Annotated in this window: 11 protein-coding genes; 8 read left to right on the forward strand and 3 right to left on the reverse strand. The window is 55.6% G+C overall.

The window, feature by feature from the left end:
• The first annotated feature begins 72 nt into the window (after window positions 1-72).
• From D8M41_RS00320 to D8M41_RS00335, 4 genes are all read left to right on the forward strand, one after another.
• Window positions 73-846, forward strand: coding sequence for a DUF6318 family protein (locus D8M41_RS00320; RefSeq protein ID WP_126926211.1), 774 nt, complete (start codon window positions 73-75; stop codon window positions 844-846).
• Complete coding sequence (locus tag D8M41_RS00325) at window positions 846-2,000, forward strand: hypothetical protein (protein ID WP_006888703.1); 1,155 nt, start codon at window positions 846-848, stop codon at window positions 1,998-2,000. Before D8M41_RS00320 ends, D8M41_RS00325 begins: the two co-directional genes overlap by 1 nt.
• Window positions 2,001-2,162: 162 nt before the next feature.
• A complete protein-coding gene (locus D8M41_RS00330) occupies window positions 2,163-2,930 on the forward strand; it encodes a DUF6318 family protein (RefSeq protein ID WP_126926212.1) in 768 nt (255 codons plus the stop codon).
• Between the two features lie 69 nt (window positions 2,931-2,999).
• Window positions 3,000-3,773 carry a DUF6318 family protein gene (locus tag D8M41_RS00335; RefSeq protein ID WP_006887958.1) on the forward strand — a complete coding sequence of 258 codons (774 nt, stop codon included), beginning with the start codon at window positions 3,000-3,002 and terminating at the stop codon, window positions 3,771-3,773.
• A 133-nt stretch (window positions 3,774-3,906) separates the two neighbouring features.
• Here D8M41_RS00335 and D8M41_RS00340 read toward each other — a convergent pair whose 3' ends face one another.
• A complete protein-coding gene (locus D8M41_RS00340; RefSeq protein WP_006887957.1) occupies window positions 3,907-4,404 on the reverse strand; it encodes a hypothetical protein in 498 nt (165 codons plus the stop codon).
• Window positions 4,405-4,883: 479 nt separating this feature from the next.
• On the opposite strand from D8M41_RS00340, the gene D8M41_RS00345 reads away from it, so the two are divergent.
• The 4 genes from D8M41_RS00345 (at window position 4,884) to D8M41_RS00360 (ending at window position 9,783) form a co-directional block, all read left to right on the forward strand.
• Window positions 4,884-6,374 carry a pentapeptide repeat-containing protein gene (locus D8M41_RS00345; RefSeq protein WP_006887959.1) on the forward strand — a complete coding sequence of 497 codons (1,491 nt, stop codon included), beginning with the start codon at window positions 4,884-4,886 and terminating at the stop codon, window positions 6,372-6,374.
• A gap of 207 nt (window positions 6,375-6,581) precedes the next feature.
• A complete protein-coding gene (locus D8M41_RS00350; RefSeq protein WP_006887956.1) occupies window positions 6,582-7,781 on the forward strand; it encodes a pentapeptide repeat-containing protein in 1,200 nt (399 codons plus the stop codon).
• Window positions 7,782-7,856: 75 nt separating this feature from the next.
• Window positions 7,857-9,308, forward strand: a complete 1,452-nt coding sequence (locus tag D8M41_RS00355; RefSeq protein ID WP_126926213.1) for a pentapeptide repeat-containing protein — start codon at window positions 7,857-7,859, stop codon at window positions 9,306-9,308.
• Between the two features lie 31 nt (window positions 9,309-9,339).
• On the forward strand, window positions 9,340-9,783 hold the full coding sequence (locus tag D8M41_RS00360) for a hypothetical protein (protein WP_006887953.1): 444 nt from the start codon (window positions 9,340-9,342) through the stop codon (window positions 9,781-9,783).
• 94 nt (window positions 9,784-9,877) lie between these two features.
• Here the strand turns inward: D8M41_RS00360 and putP are convergent, their stop codons facing one another.
• Both putP and gluQRS read right to left on the reverse strand, forming a co-directional pair.
• Window positions 9,878-11,419, reverse strand: a complete 1,542-nt coding sequence (putP, locus tag D8M41_RS00365) for a sodium/proline symporter PutP (protein WP_006887951.1) — start codon at window positions 11,417-11,419, stop codon at window positions 9,878-9,880.
• Window positions 11,420-11,757: 338 nt separating this feature from the next.
• Window positions 11,758-12,741 carry a tRNA glutamyl-Q(34) synthetase GluQRS gene (gluQRS, locus tag D8M41_RS00370; protein WP_006887950.1) on the reverse strand — a complete coding sequence of 328 codons (984 nt, stop codon included), beginning with the start codon at window positions 12,739-12,741 and terminating at the stop codon, window positions 11,758-11,760.
• Window positions 12,742-12,974: the final 233 nt, after the last annotated feature.

Here is a 12,974-nt window from a genome sequence, read left to right on the forward strand (position 1 = left end):
GATGATGTGGGTGTATTTTCTGCCGCCTGTTGTGCACGGGGCCTTCTGATGCTAATGAAGGAGAGAACTCCCGTGATAGTAGAACCGAACGCTGACCGTATTATTCCGCGTCGTCGTGCGCTGTTGCTCGCTGGTGTGGGGTTAGGATCACTGGGTCTTGCTGCGTGTGGTGGTGAGAATAAGGCAGCTGAGCAGGAATCCAGCAGTTCCAGTTCTGCTTCAGAGACATCTCAAGACAGCGGTAGTGCTAGTCCCTCTGCCTCTGGGGAGGCCTCTAATACCCCTGACCCTAGTTTTTCGAAGGGGTATTCCGGTGGTGAGAAAGCCCCGGAGGGGAAGTATGTGATGGCGGATTATCGGGGCCCGGCACAGAATGTTCGAGTGCCCGCCCGCCCTGATGAGAGCTATAAAGTAAATTCTGTAGAGGGTCTTAAAAAGTCAGTCTTTGCCTGGATTGAATGGCGTAACTATGGGATACAAACCGGAGATATGGACATCGCTCGTCAGTTTGTGTCAAATGAATTCACGGAAGAAGTGAAACGCTATGATTACTACACTAAGCTCTATCAAGAAGGGGGCTGGATTATAGATGGTTTAAAGGTTTTTGAGTTTCACGGGGATGACCCCGTAATGAAAGATGATGGTACATACCTGTGGGAGTTTTATCTGAAGTGGATTAAACAGATTAATGTTCAAGGAAACGGAAAATGGAAACTTTGGGAGAATAAACGTCATGATGATGATACCTTCTATTTGCATATTCGTCACGCGGATGGTGGGTGGAAGATTCTCGGGCTGTCCCCATTAACCGGGCAGAAGGATACGAGTGGGGAGAAAGAGGGATAGTGAAGAAATCTTCTTCTGTACTTCTTAGTTTTTCACTTGTTTTTAGCACATTGTACCTGTCGTTTCCCAGCGCTTATGCATCTGAAACCTGTACTACGGATAGCGGTAGTGGTAATGGGAAAAACCATGTAGGTGAAACATGCGTTGAGAGTTCATCGGAGTTAGGGGCCAGTGATGGAGGTGAAGAAAGCAACGATAGGTCACAAATTCAACAGCAGTCTCCTGGTATGACTGAGGAAGAATGGAAAGCGTACCTTGCGGAAAATTATAGTGAACATAAAACCCCTAGTGGTGAAACATATTACGTATCTAACACCACCGGTGGTTCTTGTATTACTACAGATGGTAAACCCGGAAAACTGAACCCTCGAATGGGGTACGGGGAGGATGGAAACATTGTTCAAGCTGTTCCACGTGCCCCGCTACAGGGCCGAGCAATGTGCACGGCAACGAAGGATAAACCGGCCGAACAGATAGAGCAGGAACGAGCCAGCTATGAAGAACAGGTGGCTGAGATTAAGCGACGCTTCGTTGAGATGAACCCTGCGACCCCGCAGCTGCGGCTTAACGATTACCCCAGCCCGCATGTGTGGAAAGATGAGAATGCTCATTTCTATGTCGATTTTGAAGGTTCCAATCAGTATGAGGGTGAGCTGAAAGCGGGGCACGTGCGTATTGAAGCGGTTCCTATCTCGTATGCTTTTGAGTCTGGGGATGGGGGCCAATATACTTCATCTGTTGCTAGTGGGAAATTGCGTGCACAGAGTCAAGAAGAAATGCCGAAGACACCCAATAGCTATATGTATAAAGAGTCTGGTAATTATCATGCTTATGTGACGGTTACCTATACCGGGCGGTTTAAAGTTGGGGATGGCCCTTGGCATCCAATTGACGGGCAGATCACGAAAACCAGTGAGGCTGCTTTGGTGAGGGTCTGGGAAATAGAGACCCATAATGTTGCGAAACTGTGCACTGAAGACCCGACCGCGTGGGCGTGCCCCGGTAGTAAGCATCGACCGGATTATAATAACCCCAACCCGCGTCTTGCAGTGCCGGACCCGCATACCGGCCAACAGTGGCACAAGGATAATGTTGGCAGCGGTGATACCGAATGGTGGCGGAAACCCGCTAAAAAACAGACTGGTTCACGCTAAATCACACCGTAGCGCGCTACCAGCTAGTGAATAATGAACTAGCATAACAACAACAGCAAGAATGTTTTCGGGCAAAACACGGGCCCTGTATTTTGCCCGAAAACATTCTCTGGTTGATTTATTGCAGCTGGTGAGTACGCGCCCGATACTAGGAGTTCTCTGATGGGTTCTTGCGCTCAAACTATACTGTTCAACCGTCGCCGTGCATTGTGGCTGGCTGGTGTGGGGTTGGGATCGTTGGGTCTTGCTGCGTGTGGTGGTGAGAATAAGGCAGCTGAGCAGGAATCCAGCAGTTCCAGTTCTGCTTCAGAGACATCTCAAGACAGCGGTAGTGCTAGTCCCTCTGCCTCTGGGGAGGCCTCTAATACCCCTGACCCTAGTTTCTCGAAGGGGTATTCCGGTGGTGAGAAAGCCCCGGAGGGGAAGTATGTGATGGCGGATTATCGGGGCCCGGCGCAGAATGTTCGTGTGCCCGCCCGTCCTGATGAGAGTTATAAAGTAAATTCTGTGGAGGGCTTGAAGAAGTCAGTCTTTGCCTGGGTGGAATGGCGTAATTACGCCGTTCAGACTGGGGATTTTGATGTTGCTCGTCAGTTTGTATCGAATGAATTCACCGAAGAAATAGAACGCTATGATTACTACACTAAGCTCTATCAAGAAGGGGGCTGGATTATAGATGGTTTAAAGGTCTTTGAGTTCCATGGGGATGACCCCGTAATGAAAGATGATGGTACGTACCTGTGGGAATTTTACCTGAAGTGGATTAAACAGATTAATGTTCAGGGCAACGGAGAATGGGACCCATCGGAGAATAAACGTCATGATGACGATACCTTCTATTTGCATATTCGTCACGCGGATAGTGGGTGGAAGATTGTCGGGTTATCCCCACTAACCAGCGCGAAGGATACGAGCCAAGAGAAAGAGTAATAAGGAAGAGCCTGTTTCTCTAGCACTCTTTAGACTGGGTTTATATTAACCCGAGAAGGATGGATAATCGTGAATTCTACGTCTATGTCTGATCTGAGTATGTTCACTCGTCGCCGTGCACTGTTGCTCGCTGGTACGGGGCTAGGGTCAGTGGCCCTTACCGCCTGTGGTGGTGCTGGTAATACTGAGGGGCAGCCAGCTTCTCCGTCTGAGACTGGTTCGTCGACACCTCAGACTTCGTCGCCTGAAGCTTCTGCCTCTGGCAGCAGTGATACATCAGCAACCCCTACCCCTGTAGGAGAAACCTTTAGTAAAGGGTTCTCAGGTGGTTCGCAGGCACCGGAGGGTGAGTATCGTCCTGCTGATGATAAGGGCCCGGCACAGAATGTTCCCAAGCCTCAAGAGCCTGAGGGCATGAACCTTGAAACCCCAGAAGCATTTTTTAAGTTTATTGAGTATTGGAATGAGCAGCGTAATTATGCTCTTCAAACGGGAGATGTGAAGGGGTACGCGCATATTACCTCGGGTGCTTTTACTGAGGAACTTCAAGCTATCGCTTATATGGAGACTTTGTATAAGAAAGGTGGCTGGGTGATTGGGGGTCTTCGAAAAATTATTTATGAGAAGGATAGTTTTGAACATGTGTCGGGAAAAGATTATCAGTACTCGCTTCTGGGTCGCACTGTGGTATCGCCAGCAATAACGTTTGATAATGAAAAGCGCACTATTCGCACTGAGGATTTCACTGAAGATAATAAGTATAGTGTGGAATTTAAGATTGTTTACAATGGTCGTGAATGGTTAGTGCGAGGGGTAACTAACATTGCGAAATTCGATAACTAAACGGAATCCTCTATAGTCTCTCTAAAACCGCTACTCTATCCCCTGACTCATCACACTACATAGGCCAGATAAGCAAGGGCACCTATTCACGGTCACATTTCTGCTGCGGATAATTTTGCGGTGCTAGGTAGGGTTAGTTAGTCTGCTTTGTATTCAGCCGTGCACTTGAATTCGCGCTCACCTCAATACCATCAGGCACCACAATACTCACGAGCGGCGGATGAATCCGTCCCCGCAGCCTAATACGCACACTTTCTCCATCACTGACATCAACCGAGTCAATGCTCAACCCGCTAAACTCCCGGCTTGCCCCACTGGCAGCTAAATACTCCGCCGCATACGCCTGGGCCTGGCTGGGGCTGAGCGAAACACCATTAAACGCCGCGGCACGCTGGTCTTTCGCTAACCGCCGCGCTACTGCTGAGGCTTGGGCGTCCGCGAAGTCGGTGAGCCGCTGGGTCTGTACGTGCGCGCCGGTGATCGCTAGCGTCACTGACCCAATGAGCAGAAGCAGCGCGCACAGCCCGGCAATTAGGGGAACAACACTGCCTTCTTCTTTCTTCGCTGTGTTCTGGGTGCCAGTATTGTCAGCAGCGGTAGTGTTTTTCCGTGCTCTGCCTAGATACTGCACTTGTTAGCTCCCTCAACGTATTGAATATGAAACCACCGGAAATGCCCCACTGCCAGTGGCGAGGGAAATAGTGAATTCTGCAATTTAGACGCTAAAAATAATACTAACCTATTTTCCTGGCGCTTTTCATGTGATTGTTTGCTGGTGGGTGTTTTGGGGTGCTACTGGTTATGCGGGTTCTGCGCCCAGAAAAGTATTTCACCCCGGCATATTGTATGCCTGCTGGTTGAACGGCTCATAAGCTTAGGTGTGAGTCTCGGGAGTGTTTTCTGGCTGTCCTGTTGGGTGCATGTTCTGCCGTGTGGTGTGCCTGTTCACTTATGCCGCGGGTGCATGAGCGTGTTCATGGTGGGCCGGACCGATAACCTTGTCGTTCTGTCTTCGCGATTTGTGCGGTGACCGGCTCAGGTGTGGTGCGGGGGCGGGTAGGGTATGCTAAGGGGGCACATTACCCGTCCCATCACCGTGCAGGAGCGAGAATGGCCTCACCGAGTGCATCAACGTCACCCATGCAAGACAACGCCGACTACATTCTGGCCGTGGAACAGCTGGCCCAAGGTGCCTTCGCTGAGCGGTGGGCTGCGGCGGATACGCTGGTGGGGCTCGCTGACGAATGGCTGTCTAATGCCACAATCAGCGCGGCGGAACGGGATACCGCCGCTCAGGTGGTTGCTGACGCATTATGCGCGTATATTCGCACCCCATTAATGCCTGAACAAGAGGCGGAAAACCCAAGAAACACGGGGGAGAACCCACCCGAAAAAGAACGATCATTCTCTCACGGTGAAGGGCAGCTGAACGAGGGTGCTGAGGGTACCCTGCGCCAGCATATCCTTGAGGCTATTCATCAACGGGTGCGGTGGCGCCTGAACCCGGAGGAGCAGGTGGGGGAGTACGAAACCCCGCTGCAGGCGCAGACAACCCCCGGCCCGTGGTCACACCTGGTGTTTGACTTCACGGGCGCTACCTTCTGCCACCCGGTGGACTTCAGCGGTTCACACTGGGGCCGTACAGTGAGCTTCGCGGGGTGCATCTTTACTGAGACCGCTGACTTCTCCTCATCCTTCTACGACGGGGAAGCCACCTTTGAGGGCGCCACCTACCGTTCGGGTGCTGGGTTCGTGCAGTGCGTATACCACCAGGATGTGCGCCACACCGGCAGCGTCTACCGGACCGGTGCAGAGTTCGGGTCCAGCACCTACCGGGGCACGGCCGACTTCTCACGGGTAATCTTCTACGGCCCCGCCGATTTTGGGGTGTCTGTCTTCTGCGGCGGGCCGCAGCACCCCGTAAATTTCAGCTGCTGCGTCTTCGCTGAAGCCGCCGACTTCTCCAAAAGCTGCTTCTGCGCGTACACCGATTTCTCAACGGTGCAATGGATGGACACGGCGTTCTTCGAGTATTGCATCTTTTACGACGGTACCGCCATGCGGGGCAGCTCGTTCACCGGGGAAGCAGTCTTCGCTGAGGCCGTATTCTTGGCGGAGGCTAACTTCTCAGACATCACCTGCGAGGCGGATGCCGACTTCGATTCGTGCTCCTTCTACGGCGACTACCGCAGCGAGGAGAGCGAGTATGAAGGGGCCGTTGGCTTCACTAATGTCCTGTTCCTGGGGGACGTCGATTTCGCGGGGGCACGGTTCACAGGCGATGCGCCGTCGTTTGACGAGGCGGTGTTTGCCCCCGGAGTGCTCACCCGGCTACCGCACAAGAATCAGCCGAGTGATGGGCACCAGCACACGGATACCGTCCCGGTCATGAAGCTGACGCAGGCCCCAGTGGGTGCGCGTCTGCTTCCCGCTGACGAGGCAGAGCAGGCGCACACGCTGCTGAGCACCATCCCCCACCAAATCGCTACAGTGCAGGGCAAGGAGGGTGAGAACATGAACTTCCTGACCGTCAGTGATGAACTGCGCGCGGTAACTGAAAGCTTGTGGGAATGGTCGCAGCAGGTCAGGGACGGGGAATAAACAGCACTGTCAGCCATGGGCAGCACGCCACTTATGGCAGGTGCCTCTCGTGTGAACGCTGCGGGCGCATAATTCCGGCACACACAGAACCTTCATTGCCCCGTCCTCATGCGGTTTGTGCGGTGACCGAGCCCGGTGTGGTGCGGGGCCGGTTGGGGTATGCTGAGGGGGCAAATGTTCACCGTATTAACCGCATAGGATTAGAGAATGGCCTCACCGAATTCACCAGCTTCACCCGTTAAAGACAACGCCGATTACGTTCTGGCTGTGGAGCAGCTGGCCCGTGGTGCCTTCGCTGAGCGGCGGGCTGCGGTAGATACGCTGGTGGGCCTCGCCGATGGGTACCTGGCGGATACCTCCCTGGACGAAAACACCCGTAACACCAACGCTCAACACATTATTAACCGATTGTGTGAATATATTCGTTCCCCGTATGCTCTTGCCGGTGAGTACGATGTGCTCACCCGCGCCCCTGTACGCGAACTGCCCGCCGAGCAAGAGCCCACCCGGTACCGTGCCGATAGGGACGCGCTGGCGCAGGAGGCCCAGGTGCGCGGGCATATTCTGGGCAGCATTCACGAGCGCGTGCAGTACCTGCGCAGAGCAGAAAGTGATACACCGCAAGAGGCCCTGGAGGCGCTGCGGCCCGGCCGGTGGTCGCACCTTACCTTTGACTTTACGGGTGCCGACTTTTTCTACCCGGCGTACCTGAGCGAATCGTACTGGGGCGCAGGGGCCACCTTCGCCGGGTGTACCTACCGTGATAAGGCGCGCGCCGATGGGTCCGTGTACTGCACCGACGCCGACTTTTCAGGCTCCACCTACCAGAAAGAGGCAGACTTTTCGGAGTGTAAATTCTTAGGCACCGCGCGTTTTACACAATCAACCTACAACGAACTGGCCTTCTTCAGCGGCGCTATCTTCGCAGGCGATGCCCACCTGAGCGGGTGCACCTACGTGGGAGTGTTCTTTCAGGGCTGTTTCTTCTTCGGACAGGTGAACCTGAGCGAATGTGTTTATGACGGGCCAGCCCAGCTTGAGATGAATTATTATTCACAAGCCGTGAATTTCAGCGGGTGCACCTACAACGACTGCGCGGACTTCTACGAGTGCCTGCACGGCGGGCCGGTCACCTTCACGAAGAGCGTGTGCAGGGAAGGCGCCAATTGTGGCGGCTCCATCTACCTGGGTGGTGCGGATTTTAGCGGCACCCGGTTCAGCACCAAACCCTACTTTGAGGGGACTGTGTTCGCCGATGGCACCGTAAACAGGTTCCTGGACTCCGCCCCGAACACCCCGCCGGATGGGGCCCGCTGGGTGAGCGGCGAAGAATACACTCAGTGGCAGCAGCAGAGAGAGTTCATTGAGGAAGTCAGCAGCATCCGGCAGGTGCATAACGCCCGGTAGAGCCGGGCAGAAACCCACACGCGCCAGCACACGGCACGGGGCAAGAGCATACCGCAACAATAACCTGGGAGACACATGACGAGCACACAGGGGGAGGGGCACCTCACCGAAACAACCGCGCACGGGTGGGGCCCAGCACACGATAGGCGCCGCACCCACTACCTCAAGGCATTGGAGCTGCTGGGGAACGCATCGGCAATAACGCGCCTTGGCGGGGTGAGGCTGCTTGCCCAGCTGGCCGATGAATGGTTAGCCGACGCCAGCATACCCGCGCCGGTGGGCCGGGAACAGGCACAAACGATCGTGGATATGCTCTGCGCCTATGTGCGTCTGCCTTTCCCCCTGTCCCGAAACTGCCCCCAAGCCCCCGCCAGCACCCCCGAACGGTCGTCGGATACAGGTATGGCACGGCAACACCGCATTGATGAGGCCGAATACCTGGCGGAGGCGCAGGTGCGTTCGCGTATCCTGGCTGAGATTCGCGGGCGAGTGCGCCAGCCTCAGCCGCTGGAGGACGCGGCCGCCGGTGGGGAGGCAGCCCCAGGGCCCTGGTCGGGGTTTGACTTCGACTTTTCGGGGGCTGAGTTTTTTGACACGGTGGATTTTAGCGGGTGCTACTGGGACGGGCGGCTAACGTTCGCGGGTTCCACGTTCTGCGATGCGGCATCCTTCAGTAACTCGGTGTACCGCGGGCAGACGGGTGTGTCGTTTGAAGAGTGCACTTACCGTGCGGGCACCTGTCCCGGGGCGACAGCGCCCGTGGGAGCAGATTTTAGCGGCTCGTATTATGGCGGGTTCGTGAGTTTTGCTGGTTCAACCTACGAGGCAGACGCCTGCTTTAGCGGAAGCGTGTACTGCGCGGGGGCCAACGCCCAGGACTGTACCTACATGGCCGACTCCATATTCAGCGGGTGCACCCATTACGGACCCGTCGCCCGCACCGGCGCTTACGGCGGGTGTGTTACTGCGGCCGACAGCACGTTCTATTCTTCCGCATCATTCGGCGGTGAGGCCGCTGGATGCGCAGATTTTAGCGGCTGCGCTTATTATGGGCCCGCCTATTTTAGGGGCACGTTCCGGGCCGAGGCGGATCTCGGCGGCTCCATCTACTGTGAGGGCGGCCGCTGGGATTCTTGCGAGTTCCAGGGGCAGGCGCTTTTTGGGCGTTCGCTGTTTCTGGGGCCTGTGTCGTTCGCTGAGGCGCAGTTCGCGGCGGGTAGTCCGGTGTTTGAGCAGAGCGTCGTGAGTGTTTTCCCCGATGCTGCGGGCTGCAGTCCAACCGAGGAAATCCCAACCGAGGAAAACCCAATCGGGGCGCGTCTGCTCACCGGGGAGGAGGCCCGCGAGGTCACCCCGTGTGCCCGGGCCCTCATTGAGGCGGCAGCTGCCTTACCTCAGCCCTGTGTTCCGCACGATCATGCTGCTTTTGAACCGGTGCGGGACGCCGAAGAGCAGGTGCGTGCCTGGTTCGACTACCTGTGCTGCACAGACCCGCCGCCGCGCACCGGCAGGAACACCTTGAATTAGCGCACCGCTGGTGCATCGCAAAGGAGTATGTATGGAGCCAGATGAATTCGGGCGAATCATTGAGCTGCAGGACGCTATTGAGGAGTCCGATATTTTCACGCGCTACAGCGAGTATATCGACCGAGTGATTGAGTTCACGGAGCGTAACGTTATCCCGTTAAGCGAGCAGCCTGAGGTGCTGCGTGAGTATGTGGGGCACACCCGGGCGTACCGTTGCGGGAGCATTGATGTTGCTGAACTGGAGCGGTACCGGTTAGAGCTGATGAAGAAGCCCTATGCACAGAAGCAGGAGGAAGCAATCGCGGCGCATATGGATTACCTGTTGTGGTTCGAATTTTTAGACGGCACGACCCCCGAACGGCAGCAGGACAGCCACACCTCCTACCTGCTGGATGGCTTGTACAAGATACAGCACAGTATGGCCCTGTGTGAGGAACTGTACGCACACGTTATGGGCACAGCGTCAGTGAGTTAAAACTATAAGAAGCGATTCTCCCGCCCAGCCCCTAGCGGGCGGGTGGGAGAATCGCTTCTTATCTGGTGTTAGCCGCGCGGCGCACCTGGCGGGCTTATGCCTTGGCCGCCTGTTCTTCTTCCTTGGCAGGAAGACCAGCGGTGGTGAGCTTTGCGAGGTTTGCGGCCTCTTCAAACTCCTGCTCAATCTTGTCGTTCTTTTGGTAGGTAGACAGCGAGACCACGACGGTCACCAGGAAGGCTAGGAAGAACCCGGGGATCATCTCGTAAACCTCGATCGTTTCGGTGAGGTTGAAGACCTGGCGCCAGAAGAAGGTGACGACAGCACCCACGATCATGCCCGAGACCGCACCCGGTAGGGTGAGCTTGCGCCAGTACAGGGAAAGGATCACGATCGGGCCGAAGGCCGAGCCAAAGCCTGCCCAGGCGAACTCCACGAGCGAGAGAATCGAGTTGTTCTTATCGAGTGCCATGAGAGTCGCGATGACCGCCACAATCGCTACGCCCGCACGTCCAAGCCAGAGTGACTGGTTCGCGCTGAGCTTCTTCTTCACAAAGACACCGTACAAATCTTCCACCAGTGCCGAGGAGCAGACCACCAGCTGCGAGGAGAGCGTGGACATAATAGCCGCAAGTACGGCAGCCAGGATCATACCGGCGATAAAGGGGTGGAAAAGAATCTGCGCGAGATCCAGGAAGACTGTTTCCGCGCTTTCCTTATCGGTGAGAGAAATATCGGGGTGGGTTGCAAAGTAGGCTACGCCCACGAACGCCGTGCTGATGGAGCCTACCACGGTCAGCAGCATCCAGCTCATGCCGATGCGACGCCCGGCTTTTGCATCCTCGGGGGTGCGCAGCGCCATGAAACGCACAATAATATGCGGCTGCCCGAAATAGCCCAGACCCCAGGCGAGTGCCGATGCGATGCCGATGAATGTAGTTCCAGTGAAAAGTCCCAGGGCATCGGGACGAACGTTGGCGACGGCGTTCGTGACGTGGTCGAGTCCGCCCATATTGGTAATGGCCACGATCGGCACGGCAATCAACGCGGCGAGCATCAGCAGGCCCTGCACCATATCGGTGTAGGAGGCGCCCATAAAGCCGCCGAAGAAGGTGTAGAACATGGTAATACCGGCGACGAGAAGCATACCGGTGAGGTAGTCCTGGTGGAAGGAAGACTCGAAGAATTTACCGCCAGCAACCATGCCGGAGGAGACGTAGAAGGTGAAGAAAACGAGGATAATAATGCCTGCAAAAATACGCAGAATATTGTACTTATCGTGCAGTCGGTTGCTGAGGAACACCGGGACGGTCACGGCATCGCCAGCGACTTCGGTGTAGGTACGCAGGCGGGGTGCAATATATTTCCAGTTGACCCATGCGCCGATTGTCAGACCGATAGCAATCCATGATTTGGAAAGACCGGCTAGATAGACAGCGCCGGGCAACCCCATCAGGAGCCAGCCGGACATATCGGCGGCGCCTGCCGAGAGAGCCGCGACGGTGGGGGAGAGCTGCCGCCCACCCAGCACATAATCGTCAAGGTCGTTGTTTTTGCTGTTTGCCCACAGCCCGATCACGATCATGGCGATGAAATAGATCGCCAACGCGATGACTTGGAAAGTACTATCGGACATTTTTCTCCCTATTTCGGTGGTAGGTCATTCTTTCAAGCAATTGAATATTTATACATAAATATACGTCTTTATAAGTGGCCCGGGATACAGTCTAGCTTTCGTATCTCAAAAAACAAAGTTGAAATGGGGTTTGGTGAGCCGAACTCTGGGTATATATATGCCCACACTCGTAGATTAACTGTCCGGTTCATGTGAGAATATGTGGGTTTATCTGCCGTGTGCATCCCCGCTATGACGGGGAGGAAAGTTTTACGCGTTCCCGAGATAGGGTAAAACCCGCACAAACACATGTGGGGGTCTGAAAAAATTTCAAAGCCTTGGGGATGAGTCGTTTCGCATCATGAAATTTTAAGCGGGTCCCGCACCGTCCAAGGCTCCAAACTCATCCGTTGTGGGTCAAAAAACCGTAAAATATGCATTGCGCTTTCAAACACCTGCGCCCCGCCCGTTTTCTTAGGATCGGTGACGGGGATGGAAGCGGCAATCCAGCTCAGCACATCCGCCTCAGTGAATCCGGCCTGGCGCAGCTGCGGCAGAGTCACCGCGCCATCACGTTTAGCCAGGCGCTTGCCCTCCTCATTCAGGGCTAGAGGAACATGCGCATACGTTACCGGCGGGTACCCCAGAAGGTGTGCCACATATGCTTGGCGCGGTGCCGAAGACAGCAGGTCATCCCCGCGCACCACCTGGGTCACCCCCTGAAAATAATCGTCCACCACCACCGCCAGGTTATATGCGAATGTGCCGTCATTACGCACCAGCACAACATCATCCACTGCCGCCGTGTAGTCGCCGCGGAACATATCGTGCACCGTATACTCGCTCACCCCGGCGCGCAGACGGTAGGCAGGTGCCCGGTGCGCGTGGCGTTCGGCGCGCTGCTGATCTGATAACTCCCGGCAGGTGCCCGGGTATGCGCCCGGGGCCCCATGCGGCGCGGTGGCAGCCTGCTGAATCTCACGCCGCGTGCAGTAGCACTCGTACACCATCCCAGCCGCCTGCAAGCGTTCAAACTCACGCTGGTACGCGTTCCGGCGGGTGCTCTGGTACAGCACCGGCTGCTCCCAATCGAGCCCCAGTGATGCTAAATCCGCCAGCTGCTGCTGTGCCGCGCCTTCCTTCACCCTATCGAGGTCTTCGATACGCATCACAAACCGCAGGTTTCCTTGCCGAGCCAGCATCCATGCCAGAAGCGCGGTGCGCAGGTTCCCTAAGTGCAGGTCTCCCGAAGGAGAAGGGGCGTACCGGCCAGCCCCAGGGCGTGCGTTGGGGCTCGGTGAAACGGTGGCGGGTGCGGCGTTAAGGTGCGGTTCACGGGTCATAGCACTATGGTACTTTCCCGCTGTGTTGTTAATATGCTCCGCCGGTGTGAAGGGGTGGCGTCGGTGCTTTTCAGAATTTTCAATAGCACGCTGTACGCCCCCTGGTTGAAGTTTCATTCAAGATAAACTTGATATGCGTTTTTCCTCGAAGCATATACTGCATATCAATATGTCTGCTGCCGGAGCCTTCCGGTATTTATAATGATGCGCATAAACCGTGTGCTCTATTTCTT

This window comes from Rothia sp. HSID18069 (assembly GCF_003989155.1).
Lineage (GTDB): Bacteria > Actinomycetota > Actinomycetes > Actinomycetales > Micrococcaceae > Rothia > Rothia aeria.

Coding starts and splice junctions, on each gene's coding strand:
- D8M41_RS00330 (WP_126926212.1), top strand. CDS start 2,163: ATGGGTTCTTGCGCTCAAACTATACTGTTCAACCGTCGCCGTGCATTG.
- D8M41_RS00345 (WP_006887959.1), top strand. CDS start 4,884: ATGGCCTCACCGAGTGCATCAACGTCACCCATGCAAGACAACGCCGAC.
- D8M41_RS00350 (WP_006887956.1), top strand. CDS start 6,582: ATGGCCTCACCGAATTCACCAGCTTCACCCGTTAAAGACAACGCCGAT.
- D8M41_RS00355 (WP_126926213.1), top strand. CDS start 7,857: ATGACGAGCACACAGGGGGAGGGGCACCTCACCGAAACAACCGCGCAC.
- D8M41_RS00360 (WP_006887953.1), top strand. CDS start 9,340: ATGGAGCCAGATGAATTCGGGCGAATCATTGAGCTGCAGGACGCTATT.
- putP (WP_006887951.1), bottom strand. CDS start 11,419: ATGTCCGATAGTACTTTCCAAGTCATCGCGTTGGCGATCTATTTCATC.
- gluQRS (WP_006887950.1), bottom strand. CDS start 12,741: ATGACCCGTGAACCGCACCTTAACGCCGCACCCGCCACCGTTTCACCG.